Source organism: Clostridium sp. (assembly GCF_017888565.1).
In the GTDB taxonomy this organism is placed as follows: Bacteria; Bacillota; Clostridia; order Clostridiales; family Clostridiaceae; genus Clostridium.
On the sequence record NZ_JAGHFX010000039.1, the window covers coordinates 1 to 20,075 of the forward strand.

Annotated in this window: 25 protein-coding genes, 1 tRNA gene and 1 pseudogene; all 27 read left to right on the plus strand. The window is 30.0% G+C overall.

Features of this window, described 5'->3' with window-relative positions; genetic code table 11:
* Nucleotides 1-83: 83 nt before the first annotated feature.
* The gene (locus J7M87_RS06660) at nt 84-494 is read left to right on the plus strand and encodes a single-stranded DNA-binding protein (RefSeq protein ID WP_291649901.1); all 411 of its coding nucleotides are present in this window, start codon (nt 84-86) and stop codon (nt 492-494) included.
* A gap of 70 nt (nt 495-564) precedes the next feature.
* Nucleotides 565-1,248, plus strand: coding sequence for an ADP-ribosyltransferase (locus J7M87_RS06665; RefSeq protein ID WP_291649903.1), 684 nt, complete (start codon nt 565-567; stop codon nt 1,246-1,248).
* Between the two features lie 27 nt (nt 1,249-1,275).
* The gene (locus tag J7M87_RS06670) at nt 1,276-1,794 is read left to right on the plus strand and encodes a transcriptional regulator (protein ID WP_291649905.1); all 519 of its coding nucleotides are present in this window, start codon (nt 1,276-1,278) and stop codon (nt 1,792-1,794) included.
* 140 nt (nt 1,795-1,934) lie between these two features.
* Nucleotides 1,935-2,005: transfer RNA gene (locus J7M87_RS06675), tRNA-Asn, on the plus strand.
* A 122-nt stretch (nt 2,006-2,127) separates the two neighbouring features.
* A complete protein-coding gene (locus J7M87_RS06680) occupies nt 2,128-3,117 on the plus strand; it encodes a DUF4062 domain-containing protein (RefSeq protein WP_291649906.1) in 990 nt (329 codons plus the stop codon).
* A gap of 40 nt (nt 3,118-3,157) precedes the next feature.
* Nucleotides 3,158-3,631 carry a terminase small subunit gene (locus J7M87_RS06685; protein WP_291649908.1) on the plus strand — a complete coding sequence of 158 codons (474 nt, stop codon included), beginning with the start codon at nt 3,158-3,160 and terminating at the stop codon, nt 3,629-3,631.
* A 164-nt stretch (nt 3,632-3,795) separates the two neighbouring features.
* Nucleotides 3,796-5,163, plus strand: a complete 1,368-nt coding sequence (locus J7M87_RS06690) for a terminase family protein (RefSeq protein WP_291649910.1) — start codon at nt 3,796-3,798, stop codon at nt 5,161-5,163.
* A 2-nt stretch (nt 5,164-5,165) separates the two neighbouring features.
* Nucleotides 5,166-6,674, plus strand: a complete 1,509-nt coding sequence (locus tag J7M87_RS06695) for a capsid protein (protein WP_291649912.1) — start codon at nt 5,166-5,168, stop codon at nt 6,672-6,674.
* A gap of 1 nt (nt 6,675) precedes the next feature.
* The gene (locus J7M87_RS06700) at nt 6,676-7,905 is read left to right on the plus strand and encodes a phage minor capsid protein (protein ID WP_291649913.1); all 1,230 of its coding nucleotides are present in this window, start codon (nt 6,676-6,678) and stop codon (nt 7,903-7,905) included.
* A gap of 84 nt (nt 7,906-7,989) precedes the next feature.
* Entirely contained in the window at nt 7,990-8,361 is a 372-nt protein-coding gene (locus tag J7M87_RS06705) for a hypothetical protein (protein ID WP_291649915.1), read from the plus strand.
* Nucleotides 8,361-8,678 (plus strand): hypothetical protein, encoded by a 318-nt coding sequence (locus J7M87_RS06710; protein ID WP_142691629.1) that lies wholly within the window; start codon nt 8,361-8,363, stop codon nt 8,676-8,678. Before J7M87_RS06705 ends, J7M87_RS06710 begins: the two co-directional genes overlap by 1 nt.
* A 90-nt stretch (nt 8,679-8,768) precedes the next feature.
* On the plus strand, nt 8,769-9,332 hold the full coding sequence (locus J7M87_RS06715; protein WP_291649919.1) for a hypothetical protein: 564 nt from the start codon (nt 8,769-8,771) through the stop codon (nt 9,330-9,332).
* Nucleotides 9,333-9,443: 111 nt separating this feature from the next.
* Nucleotides 9,444-10,046 carry a hypothetical protein gene (locus J7M87_RS06720; protein WP_291649921.1) on the plus strand — a complete coding sequence of 201 codons (603 nt, stop codon included), beginning with the start codon at nt 9,444-9,446 and terminating at the stop codon, nt 10,044-10,046.
* 22 nt (nt 10,047-10,068) lie between these two features.
* Nucleotides 10,069-10,974, plus strand: coding sequence for a capsid protein (locus J7M87_RS06725; RefSeq protein ID WP_291649923.1), 906 nt, complete (start codon nt 10,069-10,071; stop codon nt 10,972-10,974).
* Nucleotides 10,975-10,985: 11 nt separating this feature from the next.
* Nucleotides 10,986-11,219, plus strand: coding sequence for a hypothetical protein (locus tag J7M87_RS06730; protein ID WP_291649925.1), 234 nt, complete (start codon nt 10,986-10,988; stop codon nt 11,217-11,219).
* Between the two features lie 31 nt (nt 11,220-11,250).
* A complete protein-coding gene (locus J7M87_RS06735) occupies nt 11,251-11,613 on the plus strand; it encodes a hypothetical protein (RefSeq protein WP_291649926.1) in 363 nt (120 codons plus the stop codon).
* A 1-nt stretch (nt 11,614) separates the two neighbouring features.
* A complete protein-coding gene (locus J7M87_RS06740) occupies nt 11,615-11,938 on the plus strand; it encodes a hypothetical protein (RefSeq protein WP_291649928.1) in 324 nt (107 codons plus the stop codon).
* A complete protein-coding gene (locus J7M87_RS06745) occupies nt 11,938-12,321 on the plus strand; it encodes a hypothetical protein (RefSeq protein WP_291649930.1) in 384 nt (127 codons plus the stop codon). Before J7M87_RS06740 ends, J7M87_RS06745 begins: the two co-directional genes overlap by 1 nt.
* Nucleotides 12,321-12,707 carry a minor capsid protein gene (locus J7M87_RS06750; RefSeq protein WP_291649932.1) on the plus strand — a complete coding sequence of 129 codons (387 nt, stop codon included), beginning with the start codon at nt 12,321-12,323 and terminating at the stop codon, nt 12,705-12,707. Before J7M87_RS06745 ends, J7M87_RS06750 begins: the two co-directional genes overlap by 1 nt.
* An 11-nt stretch (nt 12,708-12,718) precedes the next feature.
* A complete protein-coding gene (locus J7M87_RS06755) occupies nt 12,719-13,183 on the plus strand; it encodes a hypothetical protein (protein ID WP_291649934.1) in 465 nt (154 codons plus the stop codon).
* 14 nt (nt 13,184-13,197) lie between these two features.
* Nucleotides 13,198-13,539, plus strand: a complete 342-nt coding sequence (locus tag J7M87_RS06760) for a hypothetical protein (RefSeq protein ID WP_291649936.1) — start codon at nt 13,198-13,200, stop codon at nt 13,537-13,539.
* A 28-nt stretch (nt 13,540-13,567) separates the two neighbouring features.
* Entirely contained in the window at nt 13,568-13,864 is a 297-nt protein-coding gene (locus J7M87_RS06765; RefSeq protein ID WP_291649938.1) for a Gp15 family bacteriophage protein, read from the plus strand.
* A 41-nt stretch (nt 13,865-13,905) separates the two neighbouring features.
* Nucleotides 13,906-14,337, plus strand: coding sequence for an SHOCT domain-containing protein (locus J7M87_RS06770; protein ID WP_291649940.1), 432 nt, complete (start codon nt 13,906-13,908; stop codon nt 14,335-14,337).
* A 65-nt stretch (nt 14,338-14,402) separates the two neighbouring features.
* Entirely contained in the window at nt 14,403-17,246 is a 2,844-nt protein-coding gene (locus J7M87_RS06775) for a hypothetical protein (protein ID WP_291649942.1), read from the plus strand.
* Nucleotides 17,247-17,250: 4 nt separating this feature from the next.
* The gene (locus J7M87_RS06780) at nt 17,251-17,604 is read left to right on the plus strand and encodes a DUF6711 family protein (protein ID WP_291649944.1); all 354 of its coding nucleotides are present in this window, start codon (nt 17,251-17,253) and stop codon (nt 17,602-17,604) included.
* Nucleotides 17,605-17,616: 12 nt separating this feature from the next.
* On the plus strand, nt 17,617-17,991 hold the full coding sequence (locus J7M87_RS06785; protein WP_291649946.1) for a hypothetical protein: 375 nt from the start codon (nt 17,617-17,619) through the stop codon (nt 17,989-17,991).
* A 183-nt stretch (nt 17,992-18,174) separates the two neighbouring features.
* Nucleotides 18,175-20,075: pseudogene (locus tag J7M87_RS06790) on the plus strand (hypothetical protein); the annotation flags it as partial.

The window sequence follows — 20,075 nt, forward strand, 5'->3', positions numbered from 1 at the left end:
AAATTTAAAGTATGGCGATGAATATGGATTTATAGATTATTACGAATTACAGAAAATAAGAAGGAAAAATAGGAGGTGTAAAGATGAATAAAGTAATACTTATCGGAAGATTAACAAAGGATCCAGAACTTAATTTTGCAGCAGGAACTGGAACAGCAGTAACTAGATTTTCTTTAGCAGTAACAAGACCTTTTAAAAAGGATGAAACAGATTTTATTAATTGTATAGTATTTAATAAGAGAGCTGAAGCAATAGCACAATATCTTACAAAGGGCAGACAACTAGCAGTAACAGGAAGTATAAGAACAGGCTCATATGATACTAAAGATGGAACTAAGAGATATACAACTGATATAGTAGTAGATTCATTTGAGTTTATAGGACAAGGCAACAACAATAATCAATATAATATATCAAGCAATAATTTCAATAAAGATGATAATTTCTATGATGATATTATGCTGATTGAGGATAATGGAACAATGCCATTTTAATAAACAAGTTGATATACTTCTCTTTAGATATTAACATATAATTATTAAGAATTAAGTTGAAGGAGAAAGTATGGTTAATAGTTTTTTTAAGATTATAGAGAAAATGACATATGGGGAAATAAGTAACGATATTGATGAATCTAATTATATTAATTTTAAGAAAGAAGAAGCTAAAGCATGGGGGAAAAAAAGTTATAGTAAATGGGCTAATGAATATATGGAGAATATGGAGGAAACCAAAAAGATAGTAGAGAAATTTTCTACTTCTTATGCAGCTATAGAAATGTATTGTGGGTATGCTCATAGGGATATAAATTCTTATCTAAGATTTAAACAAAAGGAAACTATCTATTTGGATTTAGTTTCAGTGTTATCAGTTATAATTTGTATGGCACCTAGAATACCAGATAATATTGTTGTTTATAGGGCAGTATCAGAAAAATTTATTTATGAATTAATAGACAATAATAAATCATTAGGGATTCCAACACAAGAAAAGGGTTTTATGAGTACGAGCCTAACAATGGATATGTTTAATAAAAGTAAGTTTAATGATAGTAATGAGTTTAAAAATACGAAGAATATTTTAAAAATATATGTTAATTCAGGAGCAAAAGGAATTTACGTTGAGGATATATCAAAAAGGTCAGAGCTTGAGATTATCTTACCACCAAATTGCTTTTTAAAAATGATAAAAAAACCTTATTATGAAAATGATAAGGAAATATATGAATGTAAATTAATCTATTTTTAAATAAAATTTTATAGTAGGAGGGAGCCTTTGGATAAAGAGCTATTTAGAAAGACAGAAGGAAAGTTATATAGATATTATGAGAGTAAAAAGAAAATATATAGAATTAAAGAAGATATAACTTGGTTAGAAAGAGATATAAGAACAATAGAATATGATATAAGACATTCTAATGTAACTATAGACTATTATCAAAATGGAACTGGAATACAAGAAAGAGTTCAATCATCATCAACTGGGACAGGTTATGCAGAAGCTGAAATGTGTAAGTTAATAGAAAGGCTAGAAAAAGAACATTTAGAAAAAACTAAGAAGATATTAAAGTATAAATCTAAGATAAGAGATATGGAAAGATATATAGAATACATGAATAGGAATATAGATTTGTTAAGCGAAGAAGATAAGAGATTTTTAGAACTTAAGTATGGAGATAAAAAGAATATATTACAAATATCAATGAAGTTAAATATGGCACAAGCTACAGCATATAGAAAAAGAGAAGAACTAGTAGAAGTAATAGCAGAGTATGAGAATACATTCCTAAGATGATAAAAAAATGATAAAAGGTTGAGAAAAAAATATATATTATATGATTTATACTCATATTATGGAAAACTAGGACAGGGTTTTTCATTGTGGATTGTCCTCCGATATTTATAGCACCTACCTTGAGAAGGTAGGTGTAACATGGAGATATAGTTCAATGGTAGAACAATAGGCTGTTAACCTATAAGTGTAAGTTCAATTCTTACTATCTCTTTCACTCTCATAAATTCTCAATACCCTTTTTAGAAAGCACTTGTTAAAATATTTATTTAATAGGTGCTTTTTTGAAGGATTTTATAGTTATATGTAGAATTGTAAAATAAAGGGGGATGAGAAGTGGATAAAAGATATCAAGTTTTTATTAGTTCAACATTTGCTGATTTAGAAGAAGAGCGTAAAGAAGTTATGGAAGCTATATTAAGTTTAGATTGTTTTCCAGCTGGAATGGAAATGTTTCCAGCTGCTGATATAGAGCAATTTGAATATATTAAAACTATTATAGATCAAAGTGATTATTACATTCTAGTAATAGCAGGAAGATATGGCTCATTATCAGATGATGGGAAAAGCTTCACAGAAAAAGAATATGAATATGCAAGGGAAAAGGGGATACCAGTTTTGGTATTTGCAAAGAAAGATATTGAAAATATACCTGCTTCACAAACTGATAATAATCCAGAACTTAAAGAAAAATTACTGAAATTTAGAGAGAATGCTATGAAGAATAGATTAGCAAAATTTTGGGATGAAAAAATGGAGCTTAAATATAGAGTTCATGACAGTTTATCAAAAGCATTTAGAATGAACCCAAGAGATGGATGGATAAAAGGTAATACTCCAACTAATAGTGAAACATTAATTGAATTAGAGAAATTAAGAAAAGAAAAAAATGAATTAAAAGATAGAGTGGAATATTTGGAATCTCAGTTAGAAGAAAAAAATGAAATTAAAGATATTGCACAGGGAGATGATAAGATAGCAATAAATTATATATATGATTGCTATGATTATGATGAAGAAAATGAAAAAGGGCAAGTAAGTATTACATGGAATCAATTGTTTATGATGATAGCACCTGAATTTGAATTGCCTAAAACCATAAATGCTGCAATGAATATTATAAAGGAGTCAATAAATAGATTAGTAGATGGAAGATATGATTCCATAGAAATTAATAAAGATGATTTTAATGTTATTAAATATCAATTTGATGCATTGGATTTAATAAAGATAATAATTGCCAAAAGTAATGAAGGCATGGTTCTTACAGATAGAGGTAGAAGTGCATTAAGAAATATGATAATAAAGAAAAAAGAACTTGGATAATGAGTTCTTTTTTCTTTCTATGTAAAAGGAGGTGGCATTAATGGCCAAACTAACAGATAAACAAATGATATTTGTAAATGAATACTTGCTAGACCTTAATGCTACTAGAGCATATAAGAAGGCTTATCCTAATGTAAAGAAAGATAGCGTTGCAGCTTCAGCAGCAGTTAGAATGTTAAGAAATGTTAAGGTTAAAAATTATATTGATGAACAACTTAAGAAAATAGAAGATGAAAGCATAGCAGATGCAACAGAAGTTATGAAATACCTTACAGCAGTAATGAGAAATGAACTCACAGAAGAAGTTGTAGTTGTAGAGGGTGAAGGAGAAGGATGTTCATCAGCAAGAATAGTTAAGAAAGATATATCAGCTAAAGATAGAAATAAAGCTGCAGAGCTACTGGGTAAGAGATATAGATTGTTTGTGGAAAAAGTCGAAGCAGATGTTAATGCAAATATAAATTCTACAGCTAAGCTAGATTCTATCTTAGAACAATTAGGAGAAGATGAATAATTTCGTATAATCATAATTTAACGAAATTAACATAAACAACGTAGTTAAGCCATTTGCTAATTACAAAATTAGTAGATTTAGTTTATTATAACTAAACTTTAAATTATAAAAGCATTATTTCGTATAAGGTAATGCGAAATTAAACAAATTGGAGGTGATTCCTAGTGTCAGATGAATATAAATTATCTCCTAAATACAAAGACTTTTTGAAACATAATGCACCGGTAGAGTTTTTAGAAGGTACAACAGCAGCAGGGAAAACTACAGTAGGAATTACTAAATTCATGTTAAATGTTGCTAAGTCTAAAAAGAAAATGCACGTTATAGCAGCTAAAACTACTGGGGTAGCTGAAAAGAATATAATTCAAAAAGAATATGGAATTAAAGATGTATTTGGAGAGTTAGTCCAATATAATGGTAACGGAGATAAGGATAATAAAATACCTCATATTAGATATAATACATCTAATGGAGAAAAGATAATTTATGTATTAGGATATGACAACGTAGATAAGTGGAAAATGGCTTTAGGTTCTCAATTTGGTTGTGTATTAATAGATGAAATTAACACAGCGAGTATTGAGTTTGTTAGAGAAATATGTACTAGAAATGATTATCTCATGGCTACTCTTAATCCAGATGATCCTAACTTACCAATCTATAGTGAGTTTATAAATTGCAGTAGACCATTAGAAAAATACAGAAAAGATGTACCTAATGAGATATTAGAACAATTAAATAGTGAAGAAAAGAAGAACTGGACATACTGGTTCTTTTCTTTTTATGATAATGCATCTTTAAGTGAGGAAGATATAGAGAAAAAGAAGTTATCAGCTCCTAAAGGCACTAAGCTTTATAAGAATAAAATACTAGGACTTAGGGGAAGGGCAACAGGTTTAATCTTTGCTAACTTTGAAAGAAAGAATAATGTTAAGTCTAAGGAAGATGTTAAGAAACAAATTCAAGATAAGAAATTAAAGTTTGTTCAGTTTACAGCAGGATTAGATACATCATATTCACAAGAAAGTCCAGATACTATTGCGATGACATTCTTAGGTATTACAGATAAAAAAGAAATAGTAGTATTAGATGAAGAAGTGCATAACAATAAAGATTTATCAATACCATTAGCTCCTAGTGATATAGCTCCTAGGTTCTTTTTATTTTTAGAAAAGAATAGAAAGGAATGGGGATTTGCAAGAGATGTATTTGTAGATAGTGCAGACCAAGCAACAATAATGGAGCTTAAGAAATTTAAAAGAACTAATACTTGTTTATATAACTTTATTAATTCATATAAGAAAGTAACAATTATAGATAGAATACATTTCATGTTAGGTTGGATTAATACAAATGGAAAGATATTTTATTATGTACTGGACCATTGTATTAACCATATAAGAGAATTAGAAAGCTATTCATGGAAAGAAGACAAGTATGAACCAGAAGATAGTAATGACCATACAATTAACTCTAGTCAATATGCGTGGATACCTTTTAGAAAGATGATAGGAGATTACAAGGAGGAATAAGAGTGGGGTGGTTTAAAAATATGATGACAAAAGCGGTATCAAAATTATTGAATGTTCAACCAGCTATGCAAAATCAAATAACTATACAAGAAGCTTATACTCACGAAACTAACTTAATAAAAAATAAGTTATGGTACAGAGGTGAAGCTTATGAACTAGAACAATTCTTTAAAAATATTAGTAGTGATCCAGTTAATAAAGCGAGATTCTGGAGTGCAGTACCATCAGAGAATTTAAGCATAAGGAAAATACATAGTGGTATGCCTGCTATGATAGCTGATAGGCTTAGTGATATTGTTGTAGCTGATATAGATAGTATTGAAGTTACTGGAGAAGATGTCAATAAAGTATGGGAAGAAATAAGAAAAGATAATAAGTTTGATGATGATATAGGAGATGTTCTTACAAAAGTATTAGTTTCTGGAGATGGAGCATTTAAATTATCTATAGATACTGAAATATCTAAATACCCTATTATTGAATTTTTTGAAGCTGATAGAGTTGAATATGTAGTCAAGAGAGGAAGATTACAAGAAGTTAAGTTCTTTACTTACTACAATAAGGATAATAAGAGATATAAGCTTATTGAGAGTTATGGGAAAGGATATGTAAGATATACTCTAGTAGATGATAGAGATAATGAAGTACCTTTAAATATTTTGGAAGAAACAGCAGAATTAGAAGAAGTAACTTATGATAGTGACTTTATAATGGCAGTTCCATTGATGTTCTTTAAATCTCCTAAGTGGGAAGGTAGGGGGAAAAGTATCTTTGATAGTAAGTCAGATGCTTTTGATGCATTAGACGAAGTTATTAGCCAATGGATAGATGCAATAAGAGATGGAAGAGTACAAAAGTATATTCCAGAGGACTTAATTCCTAAGAATCCAGATACAGGTCAATTAATGAAGCCTAATAGCTTTGATAATAAGTTTATTAAAATAGGATCTAGTCTTTCAGAAGATAGCAAGAACGAAATAGATATGAAGCAAGCTGATATTAATTATTTAGCTTATGTAGAAAGTTATGCTAATACAATAGATATGTGCTTACAAGGTATTATAAGTCCTTCTACATTAGGCATAGACCTTAAGAAAACAGATAATGCAGAAGCACAAAGAGAAAAAGAAAAGACCACTTTATATACTAGAAATAAGATAGTTGATACCTTAACAGAAGTAATACCACATTTGGTGGAAATAATATTAAAAACTAATGATGTACTTAATAAGAAAACTCCAGGAGAATATGAAGTATCAATTACTTTTGGGGAATATGCATCACCTAGTTTTGATACAGTGGTAGAGATAGTAGGTAAAGCTAAATCTTATGGAATAATGTCTATAGAAAAAGTAGTTGATGAACTTTATGGGGATACAATGGCAGATGAAGAAAAAGCAGAAGAAGTACAAAGAATAAAAGAACAAAATGGAATGATTCAAGTAGAAGAACCTAAAGCGGTTGATGATGAAGATTATAATAATTTAGATGATCCAGAGGATGTGGATTAAGATGGTCAAGAAGAATAAGCCTAGTAAATTAGGAGAAATACTTAAGAATATAACTAAGCAATCTATTAAGGATAATGCAGCCAAAGAAAGAGAGAAGTCTTATGATATTAGAAAGATATTCGAGCAGATGGAGCTTGATTTAATTTCTAGTATGCGTAGGGCTTTTTATTTTCATCAAAACGAGCAAGAGAAGGAAGGTTTCGAGTGGGAACAATGGCAGTTATCTAAATTAAGAGCTATGGAACAATATAGAGCCAGAAATAAAAAGATAGTAGGTAAATATAATAAGCCTATTCAAGAAGCGATAGACAGAGAGCTACAAGGTAATTTCAGCAAAGGCGAAAATGTAGTGGCTAGGTTTATAGATAAAGTAAAACAAGTACTTAGATGGAGAAATAAAGAGTATCAATCAATAGAATTTCCAGATGATATTGATACTTCTACATTAAAAGGTCATATAGCTAAAGCGTTAGGTAGTCCAGGAGCTATACCGCACGAAAAAAAATTCTTTGGAGTTAATGAAAAGAAACTAGAAGCACTAATTAAAACAGTTAATAATGATTTAAATAAAGCTCAATATTCAGTTCTTAGAAAGATGGATGATGTATATAGACAAACTATATTTAAATCCCATATGTACTTACAGAATGGAGCTAAGACATTAAATCAAGCTATAGGCATGGCAACTAAAGACTTCTTAGATAAAGGAATAAATAGTATAGAGTATAAGAATGGAGCTAGAGTAAACATAGCAAGTTATGCAGAGATGTGTTTAAGAACAGCATCACATAGAGCAACATTATTAGGGGAAGGTAAGAAAAGGGATGAATACGGAATACATTTAATAGTTGTTTCAGCTCATGGAAATACCTGCAAGATGTGTGAACCATGGCAAGGAGAAATATTAATAGATGATATATTTAGTCATCCTAGCAAAGAATATATAGATAAACATAAAGTAAAATATAAGTTATTAAGTGAAGCTATAGAAAAGGGACTATTACACCCTAACTGTAGACATACATTAACTACTTATTTTCCTGGTATAACTACATTACCAGTAGTACCAGATGGTAAAAAAGCTATAAAGGTATATGAAGCAGAACAAAAGCAAAGAACTTTAGAAAGGCAAATAAGAAAGTGGAAAAGGATTGAAGCTGGTTCAGTTGATGAAGAAAATAAAATAAAAGCAGCAAACAATGTTAGAGCATTACAAAACAAATTAAAGTAGCACATAAAAGAGAATAATGAGCTAAGAATAAATAGTAATAGGACAGAAGTAAAAGAATTTAATCCTATAGATCATAAAGAATATTTGAAAAAGTATGATGAAAGAGTTAAGATAAAGAGAGATGGAGCAAATAGAGCAGAAGAATTTTCTAAGTATTGGGAAGAAGCAAGTCTTGGAGAAACTATTAATAAATTTACTCCGGATTATGAAGTTATAGAGAAACTAAATAAAGGGAAGATTTTATATAAAAGTGATATATCTAATATTCAAATAGTATATGATGCTAATGGAAATTATTTTAGGATAGAGGATTTAACTTTAAAGGGTAAAAGAAGATACTTAGATATTAATGGTAATAATGTTTCTAATAAAATAGAGAATGGTAAGCAAAAGGGAAGAAGTAAAGAAGAGTATGAAGCTTTAACACATTTTAAAAATAAGGATGGTGAGAATTGATGGATAGAGTACGTTGTATGTCAGTACCATTAAATAAAAAAGGTATTGAAGAATTGGAGTACGGGGTAGAAGAATCTAATAATATTAAAGTGATCCACTTAAGTAATTCAGAATTTGAAGAATTATATCAAGATGGCGGAGTATTTGATAGAATAAATGAAAAGTATGATTTGATGATAGATGATTTTGAATCAGAAAGAATACCTAAAGAAAAAATACAATATTGCTTAAATATATTAGATGATAAATATGCTGAGTTTAAAGAAGCATTAAATTTAGCAAAAGAATATGATACATTTTTAGATTTAGATTTCTAGAAAGCACTTACTAAGTTAAATAGTAGGTGCTTTTATTATAGTTTTTTAATCTATAATAGAATGATATAATTTTCTTGAGGTGAGGGAGTTATGAAAAGAAAAATATTTATTGAAGGCGAAGATCCAAATGAAAGAGCATATATAGGATGGCAAGATGAGGCACTATCTTTACAAGGAGTGAAGAAGGGATACAAAAATTCAGCAAATGTTCTTGTTGATAGAGTGATAGAACAAGGTAATAAAGGTAGAATCGATATTCTTGATACATATATATTTCCAATAGTATTTTTATATAGGCATTCTATAGAGATAAGTTTAAAGCATATTTATTTTAGAGTTTGTGGAAAGTTACCTTCTGGAGGTCATGATTTATTAACTATATGGGATAAAATTGATAAGGATATATTTAATTATTTTAATAATACTAGTTTAATTAATAAAGTTGAAAAAAATGAAATAAAAAAATTACTTAAGGAATTGCAAGCAGATGATACTCATTGTGAAATATGGAGATATTTGATTAGTAAAGAGGGACGATTATATTTTAGTGAATGGGATTTTATAGATTATAGGAATTTAAAAAATACATTGAATTGGTTGTATGAAGAGTTAGAAGGAATATATTACTATTTAGATGATATGTTACTAGCTTAATTAAATTAAAAGCACTTACGCATGTAGGTGCTTTTATTATGCCCAAAACTTGCTTAAGGCTTTAAACTGTGCATGGAATTAACAGCCGACAGGCTATAAATGGAGGTATTTATGTTTTTATCAAATTGTAATCTTAGAAAGAGATTAGGAATGAGTAGACTTATGGAAGCTGATAATGGGGCAGGTAGTGGAGCGGATACCGGTAATGAAGAAACTAGTGAAACTAAAACAGATACAAAAGAAACTACTCAAGAAGAAAAGACTTTTACACAAGCTGATGTTGATAAGTTAATTCAAGAGAGAATAGCCAGAGAAAAGAAAAATCAACTTTCTAAAGAGGAATTAAAGGCTTATAACGAGTGGAAGGAAAGTCAAAAGACAGAAGAAGAAAAGAAAAATGAAGCTTTAACTAATGCTGAAAAAGCTAGAATAGCAGCAGAGGAAAAAGCAACAGCACTTGAAGCAAAAGTAACTTGTTTATCTAAGGGAGTTATAGCAACTTCTGTAGATGATGTAGTTATACTAGCAAAAGCAATGGTTACAGATGAATTAAACATTGAACAAGCTATTGATAAGGTGCTAGAAAAATATCCAAGCTTTAAGGGAGAACAGCAACAACAGGAAGATAATAAAGGCTTTAAGGTTGGTGCTGGAGTAGAGCAAACAAAAGGTAATACAAAAGATGCATTAGCATCAATATTCGGAAATAAATAATAAGAAATGGAGATGATTTTTAATGGCAGTATATAGTTATGCTGAACAATTTGAAAGAGAATTACAACAAAAATATGCGAGGGAATTAACATCTTATGCATTAGAGCAATTTAATCCACAAGTTAAGTTTATCAATGCGCAAACAATTAAATTACCTAAAATTACAGTTAGTGGTTACAAGGATCATAATAGAAGTTCAATGGGATTTAATACTGGAACTATCGCTAATGATTGGGAGCCAAAGAAACTAACTCATGATAGAGATATAGAATTTGCTTTAGATCCAATGGATATTGATGAAACTAATCTTACATTAGAAATGGCAAATATCCAAAATGTATTTGAAACAGAACAAGCAATTCCAGAAAGAGATTCTTATAGATACTCTAAGTTATATGCAGAAGCTAAAACTTATGCAGCAGATGGAGCTGTTATTGATAATACAGCATTAACTACAGCTAATGTTCTAGATTGGTTTGATACTCAAATGGAAAAGATGGATGATAATAGTGTACCAAGCGAGGGAAGAATATTATATGTAACACCAGCTATAAATAAATTACTTAAAAATGCAGAAGGATTAACAAGAAATACTGATGTTAACAGTAATAATGGAAGAGTAGACAGAAGAGTTTATTCATTAGATGATGTTACTATAGTAAAAGTGCCTAGTGCTAGATTTAAAACTAAGTATGATTTTACTAATGGATGCATTCCTGCAACAGATGCAAAACAAATTAATATAATCCTTATACACCCATCATGTCAAGTAACTAGAAATAAATACTCATTCATCAAGGTATTTACACCTGGTACTGATTCAAGAACAGCGGATAAGTATGTATTCCAAAATAGAAACTATGGAGATACATTCTTAATCCAAAATAAAGCTTGTGGTATTGCTATCAATGCAGAAGCAGAAAGTTAGGAGGGGATAATATGAAGGCAACCAGAGGGAATAAAGTCTACACGATAGATGAAACTCAAAAGTCTATGTATCAAGCACAAGGCTATGATATTACAGAAGATGATGGAACTGTAATAGAATATGGAGCTGGCAAGACAGTATCATATGAAGAATACAAAGCTTTAGAAGAAAAGATAGCAAAGCTTACTAATGAAAATAAAAAGTTTAAAGAAGATATTAAGGAATTAAAGAAGGGTGCTAATTAGTATCCTTCTTTTAGTTTAAGGATGTGATTAAATGTCTTATGTAGACAGCACATATTATAAGGATACCTTTGGAGGAACTATTCTTCCAGAGGTTTCTATAAATCAAAAATTGGAAAGAGCATCAGATCAGATTGATATACTCACTTATAGCAGAATTAATGCAAAAGGATTTAATAATCTTACTGATTTTCAAAAGGATAAAGTTAAGAAAGCTATATGTATTCATGCAGAGTTTATAGAACAGTATGGAAGTTATATAGATATGCCCTTAAGTGGTTTTAGTGCAGGAAGTACATCAGTTAGTTTTAATGCTAATAAGGTGAATGGAATAACTACTACACAAGAAGTGTTAAATTATCTCAAACAAACTGGATTAACTTGTAGGAGGTTATAGTATGGGATTAAAATTACCTTTTCCAAAGTGGTTAGCAAATACACCTATAGAAGTATGGTTTGAAGGAACTAATACAGATGGAGATTATGAGGAAAAGAAACTCTTTGAAGGTAAGTGTATTTATACAGATAAATCTAAACAAGTACTTAATGCTGAAAGACAATTAATTACTCTTAGTGGTAAAGTTGTTATAGAAGGAGCTATTTATAATGGACCATTTGAAGGTTATGTAATAGTAAATGGAGTAAAGAAAAAGATTTATTCTATTGAAAGGCCATTGAATCCAGATGGAACAGTATTTAGTACGGAGCTTAGTTTACAGTAATGGGTGTAAGAGTAAATATAGAGCTTAATAACGCTAAGATTAACATACTTATTGAAGCACATAGAAAAGCTTTAGAAATGACAACAGAAGCTGTATTAAGTGATATAAGAACTAGTGCTGTAGTTCCTAAAGATACTGGAGAACTTGAAAGAAGTGGGTTTGTAGATTTATCTGAAATAAAGAACTCTATAGCAAGGATAGTGTTTGATACTCCATATGCAAGGCGCTTATATTGGCATCCAGAATATAATTTCAGACAAGATAAAAACGCTAATGCACAAGGAAAGTGGATGGAAGCTTACTTAACAGGAGATAAGCAGAAATTCATTATAGACACTTATTCTATGTTCTTTAAGCAACTTAGTAAGGGGTTGATACATTAATGTTATTAAGTGAGATAAGAGAATATTTAAAAGAAAAGATAGAATGTCCACAATGGTACTTAAATAAAATGGGAGGAACTAAAGAAGAAAGTATAACAATATACAATTCAATAGGTCCAGCACCTAGAATGGCTTTAGGAGGTTTAGAAAATACAAGCTATACCACTAAATCTATTTCTATTTTAGTACATTGGGGAAAAGACAGTAACAAAGCTGAATTAAAAGCACAAGAAGTATATAATGCTTTCTTTGGTCAAGATGGAACAATAGGAGGAAAAAGAGTTATTCAATTTAAGATGAAAACAGATTCTCCTATTTATGTTGGAACTGACTCAGAGGGCATTATTGAATATGTAATAGAAACAATAATTTATCATGAAAGGTAGGTAATAAAATTATGGCATTTAGTGGAGTATTTCCAGTATATAATTTAAAGTTCAAAATAGGAACTAAGGGGAAAGCAAGTACAGCACCAGCAGATATGGCTGTTATTGCAGATATGGAAACATTCTCTATTAGTATAGATGGAACAGTAGAAGAATGGACACCTATGGATACAGCAGGATGGGCAAGAAGTTTAATGACAGGTAAAAAGTTTAGTATAGGATTAAATGGTAAGAGAAATGTAGGTGATCCAGGTAATGACTATGTGGCAGCAGTTGCGTGGAAAGATGGATTAGATTGTAGTACAAAGGGAGAAATAGAATTCCCAGATGGTGCTAAGTTAGTATTTAACTGTGTTATTAATGTTAAAAATATTGGTGGAGCTGATTCTACAAATGTTGCACCGCTTGAATTTGAATTACAAGGTGATGGAAAGCCAACATATACACCTGGTGCAAGTGCGCCAAGTGGTTCATAGGAGGAATGATATAGATGGCAAGAGTATATGATATTATAAGTAGATTAGAAAATGGTAATCAAAAACCAGTAGTAAAACTTGATGCAGAGCATGAATTTAAAATTAATAATAGTAAGGCAGCAGCATTTAGAATAATGGCTATAGCAGAAGATGAAAATATAAAAGATAGTGATAGGATAGAGGATATAATAAAGGTAGCTTTAGGAAAAGAAGCCTTTGATTATATCGAAGGATTGGAATTGAGTATGCCTAGTTACAATACAATAGTAAACACAATTATGGCAGCTATAGCAGATGTAGAATTAGAGGAAATAGAAAAGGAATCACAAAAGGCAAAGAAAACGCCCAGAAAATAAATGGTATGATCTATTTGATGATTTTGACTTGATAGAAGCTTCTTTTACTACACAATATGGAATTAGATTAAGGAATGAACCGGATATGACATGGAGTGAGTTTTCAACATTATTAAAGGGAATAATGCCGGAAACTCCTTTAGGTCAAGTTGTTTCGATAAGAAGTGAAGAAGATAAGGAAATGATTAAGAACTTCACTCCAGAGCAACATAAAATTCGTAACGATTGGAGAAAGAGAAATAATTTAATTAGAGATATGTCAAATGAAGAAAAAGAAGAAGAAATTAAAAAGGTACAAGAAATATTTGCAAAGGCTTTTGGATAGTATATACTGAAATTAACATAAATGTTAATGGAGGGGTATATATGAATAAAATAGAACTTAAAATAATGTTTCGTACTTATATAGTAGAAGGAGAAAATTTAATTATTAAGTCAGAAGTAGGTTCTATTACAACAATAAATTTAAAAGATGTATTAGGGGTAACTATAAGAGAACCTAGATTTTTAAATGCTGGATACCTACATTTTACAACGCATATGAATGAACATGATAAATTTAATTGTGGTAAAATTGAAAGTGATGATATATTCAGTATTGCATTAACCAAGAAATATTATCCTAAGGCGATAGAGCTAAAAGCTTATATAGATAATTTCAAACAAAAAGTTATTATAGAGAATGATATATCGTCAATGAGTATTGCAGATGAGTTAAATAAATTTAAAAAATTATTAGATGATGGCATAATAAATCAAGATGAATTTAATAAACAAAAAAATAAATTATTAAGTTAATCAGTTAATAAAAGCACTTAGATTAAAAATCTAGGTGCTTTTATTTTACAGGAAAGGAGAGCGTTATGAGCGATAGTGTAGGTAAAATCAGTCTAGACCTTGAAGTTAAATCAGATTTAGGAAAGCAGATAAGTTCTATAAGTGGAATTATAGCCAAGAATTTAAAAGCATCATTAAACAATGGTACTAAGTCAATGTTTGATGAGATGAAGAAGAGTTCAAATAATAGTATTAAAACATTAGATTCTAGTATTAAGTCTACATTAAGTAAGATGAGAACTAATCTTAAGGCAACTATGAAATCAGTATTTGAATCAATTAAAAACACTAAATTACCACCAATTAAGTTTTCTAAACAAGAATTGATGAAGCCTAATGTAGTGAATATACCTAAAGCAAATAGTTTGAGAGGACCACCTAGAAGTAAAGGTATAGATAAGGAAGTTTTAACAACTCAAATTGATAGCACTGCAAGAGATTTAGATATTGTGAATGCTAGAATAGAGCAACAAAGACAGAAGTTACAAACATTAAAAGAATCATTTAATAATACATTTAATGTTTCAACTAAAAATAAAATACAAGAGCAAATATTAAAAACAGAAGCAAGTATAAGTAGTTTAATAGCTAAATCTGATAAGCTAGGATTTAAATTAGCTGATTTAGACACACGATTAGCAAGTGTTGGTACTAATAATCTTGCGAGAGATATTGGGAGGGTTGGACAACAAGCTAATGTAACTTTAGGTAAAACTACCAAGTTATCTAATGCATTTAATATTTTAGGATTTGGAGCTAAAAAAACATCAAATACTGTAGGCGGAATGAATGGTCAGTTAAAAATGATTATAAGATCAATGATAACATGGGGAATGATATTTCCATTAGTTATTAGAGGAATAACAGCTATGGCTACATCATTAGGACAATCATTAATGACTAATCAACAATTTGCAACTTCATTAGCACAAATAAAGACTAATTTAATGGTTGCATTTACACCGATTTATAATGCTATATTGCCAGCTATTAATGCTTTAATGAGTGCATTAGCAACATTAACAACATATATAGCTAGTTTTGTAAGTGCCTTATTCGGGAAGACATATCAACAAAGTGTTCAAGCAACTCAAGGGCTTATAGATGCAAAGTCAGCTATGGGGGCTTATGGAGAAAGTGCAAAGAAAGCTGGTAAAGATGCCAAAGATGCATTAGGCTTAGCGGGATTTGATGAAATAAATGCCTTGAATTCCCAAAAAGATAGTGGAGATAGTGGCGGAGATATACCAACATTAGTGGCACCTCCACTTGATGTATCTCCAGTAGATAGAGCTATGAGTGAACTTGCTGAAAAGGTTAAAAAAGTATTTGCAACTATATTTCAACCTTTTAAAAATGCTTGGGCCAAAGATGGTGCTAGTGTAATATCAGAAATAAAAAAATCTATTGATGCCACAAAAAATACCTTCAAGAACTTATACAAAGTTTTAGAAAGTCCTCCAGTACAACTATTTATAGAAAATATAACTAGAATAGGCTTATCTTTAATTAAATTAGCATCAAGTATTTATAGAGAGTTTATATTACCAGTGCTAAATTGGTTTATAGGTCTTTTACCAAAAGCAGCCGAGGGATTTAATCCTATTTTAGATGCAGTAAGAAGATTTATAGATTATTTGTCTTCTAATGGAGAGCTGATAAGGTGGATTATAAGTTTAATTTTTGGTATTGTTGCAGGATTTAAGACGTTACTAATATTAGTAGAAGTGGTCGAATGGATAGTAAAAGTAAAAGAAGTTTTTGCAGGACTATGGGCTTTATTAATGGCGAATCCTATAATTTTAATAATAGCTGGTATAATAGCGTTGATAGTAGCATTTACATCTTTATATGCAAGTAGTGAAACATTTAGAAATAAGGTAAATGAAATAGCAGGAGCAATAAAAGAGTTCTTAGCACCAGCATTTGAATTTTTAAAAGAGAAAGCATTACAAGTATGGAATGACGCTTTAGTACCTTTTGGAAAGTTTTTATTAGATTTATGGAAAACTGTATTAGAACCATTAACAAAAATAATTGGTGATGTTTTAGTAATGGCTTTTAAGGCTGTTATGGATATTGTAAAAAGTTTATGGGAAAATGTTTTAAAGCCATTAGTGAACTTTATAGTAGATACATTTATAAAGGCTATACAAGGTATAATTGATATTTACAATGCATGGAAGCCAGCAGTGCAAATTATTATAGATATACTAATATTCTTATGGAACAATGTATTAAAGCCATTAGTAAGCTTTATAATTAATGTATTCTTAGATAGCTTTAGAAATACATTTAAGACTATTGGAAGTTTAATAGATAATCTTAAGAGAATATTAGGCGGAATAATAGATTTTGTAGCAGGAGTATTTACAGGAGATTGGTCTAGAGCATGGAATGGAGTAAAAAATATATTCGGTGGAATAATGGGAGGATTAGGAGCATTAATTAAATCGCCATTAAATGCTGTAATATCTCTGGTGAATAGTGCTATAGGAGGAATAAATAGTATATCTGTAGATATTCCAGATTGGGTTCCAAAGTTTGGAGGTTCCCATTTTGGACTAAGTATTCCTAAAATACCAATGCTTGCAAAAGGAGGATTAATAGATTCACCTACATTGGCAATGATAGGGGAAACCCACAAGAAGGAAGCAGTTGTACCATTAGAAGGTGATACTAAGGCATTAAGTTTAATAGCAGATAAGCTTATGGAAAGATTAGGAGGAATGAATATATCTAATTCTAATAATAGCTTTGGTGATGGAGATTTAATCCTACAAATAGATGGAAGTGTAATAGGTAAAGTAGCACTTAAGCAATTAAGAAAAATGCAAAGGCAAGGCAATATAACAATAATACCAGTATAAAGGAGTGGTAATATTGATAAGAATTAACGGAGTAGATATTGCTACTCCCAAAGTTTTTGAACCAACAATAAGTGATTTAGATGGAGAATCTAATAGAAATGCAAATGGAGAACTTATAAGGGATAGAATAGCAGTTAAAAGAAAATTAAATTTAGAGTGGGGACCATTATCCCAAAGTGAAATAGCTCCGATATTAAATGCAGTATCTGGAGTTTTTTTTACGGTTACTTTTCCAGATCCTCAATCTGGAATGATAACTAAAACAATGTATGTAGGAGATAGAACAGCTCCTGCATATTCTTTTATTAATGGAGAAGTTAAATGGCAAGGTCTAAAAATGAATTTTATAGAGAAGTAGGAGGAATAGTTAATGAAAATAAGTAATGAGAAGTTAGTAAATAGCATAGGTATTTTAAGTAAATTAACACAAATGGAGTTACCTATCAAACTTAGTTATGCATTATCTAAAAATATAACAAAGATAGATAGAGAATTAGCTGTATATAACAAGGAAAGGCAAAAGCTAATAGAGAAGTATGGAGAGAAAGACGAAGAAGGAAAATTAAAAACTAAGGAAGATGGAACTATTAATATAACTGACATAGATAATTTCAATAGTGATCTAAAAGAAATCCTTGAAATAGAAACGGAAGTAGATATACATGTTATAGACTTAGACAAAGTTAATGCAGATATAAATATTACTCCTGGAGAACTTATAATAGTAGATTATATGTTTAAATAGGTCCTTCTAAAATCTAAGAAAGGAGGGAGAATTATTTATACAACAAGTACAGTTTATAAGACAGCAATAAAAGAAGCAGCAAGAAGTTTTGAATGTAAGGTTACAATATTAGATAAGGTCTATAAAAATGAAGATATAGTAGATATTATAATAGATGGGAATATACAACCATCTGATGGCTTTATGATAGGTGCTACAACTAGCCAATCACTTGATTTAACTCTACTTAATAAAGGGGATATGGTTTATGGTACTAGCACTATAAAAGTAGAAATAGGCTTAAAAATGGGTAATAAAATAGAGTATATTCCTATGGGGATATACAACATAGATGATATAGAAAAAACTGATTATACAATTAAAATAACTGCTTATGATAACATGATGAAGTTCGAAAGAAACTTTACAACTACTTTAGGTGATACATTAACATTACAACAAGTAGCAAGTGAATTAACAAGAATAACAGGAGTACAATTTACAGGAAACCTTCCAGCTTATACAGTAAAAAAGTTGGAGGGTTTTTCTTGTAGAGAAGTCCTTGGATATGTAGCTAGTTTATGTGGAGGAAATGCAATAATAACTAGGGAAGGTAAGTTTGCTATAATTACACCTAAAAATATTAATTATGATATAGGAACATCCAATTATTTTGATTATAAAAGAGAAGAAACTAAATATAAGATAGGGAAAATATCTTGCCAATCTGGAGAAGAGATTCTAAGTAAAGGTTCTATAGGAGTTGATTCTATGGAACTTCAATTTGAGAATCCTTGGGTTAATAATACTATTCTTACAGATATTTATACTAAGTTAAATGGATTTGAATATCTAGGGTACTCAATGAAATGGCAAGGTGATCCAAGCATAGATGTGGGGGATATAGTAGCTATAACTGATAAAAAGGGAGTAGTAAGAAAACATCCTATACTATCTCAAAAGTTTATCTATACAGGTGGATTAACTTCTGAAATATCTGCAAAAGGAGAAAATAAAAATAAAAATGAATTCTCTAGTAGTGGACCATCTGCTAAAAAAGTAGAAAGAGTTGTAATGGAATTAGTTCTTATAAATAGAGCTTTAATTGATGTAGCTTATATAGGAGATTTAACAGCAGGAAATATAAAGTTTGATACAGCAAGTGGTACTATAATGGATTTACAAACATTACTTTCTAATTTTGTAACTGGAGAAAACGGACAGTTTTTAAACCTTACATCTAGCAATGTTGTTATTGCAAATGCGGTAATAAAAGATGCTATGATAGAGAATGTTAGTTTAAATAAACTTAAGGCAGGAACTATTGATACAAATAAAATTACTTTATCTAGTGCAGATGGTGGATTAAGTATTGTAGGTCCTACTATGCAATTTAAAGATAAATCTAATAAAGTAAGATTACAATTAGGACAAGATACAGCAGGAGACTTTAATTTTATTTTGAGAGGTACAGATGGTACTACAACACTTATAGATCATACTGGAATCAAAGAAAAAGCTATTGCAGATAAATTAATTAAATCTAATATGGTAGCAGATAATGCAATAGGAGAGCAACAGATTAATTATTCTAGTTTAGTAACTGGATTAAATAAAGATACTAATACTAGCCTAATACAAGCTAGTAAAGTAGCAATAGATCTTACTGGACAAAGTTTAGAGGTAGCTTTTAATAGTCTTAAGAGCAATGTAGATAATATGGAGATAGGAGGAAGGAATCTACAAGGAAACGCTGACTTTAGCAAACCTTTAAGTGGAACATGGAGATATGCTACACAAAATATGAGTATTAGTGAAGATGTTCTTTGTGACAGCTATAAATCAGTAAAAATACTTAGGACAAATGCAACTACAACAGGAAATGTAATCTATCTTTATACAGGGGCAAATGTTGTTAAAGCTAAATATGGTGATGAATTTACAATGTCATTTGAATACTTTATTCCTGAAAAAGTAACACAAGAAATAGATGGAACTTTCCAAGCTGGGGTATGGTTCTATAAAGACGGTAATGCTGGTGCTGGAAGTACAAGAAAAAACTTAGAAAATGAGATTGTTAAAGGTAAATGGATTAAAGTTGTAGT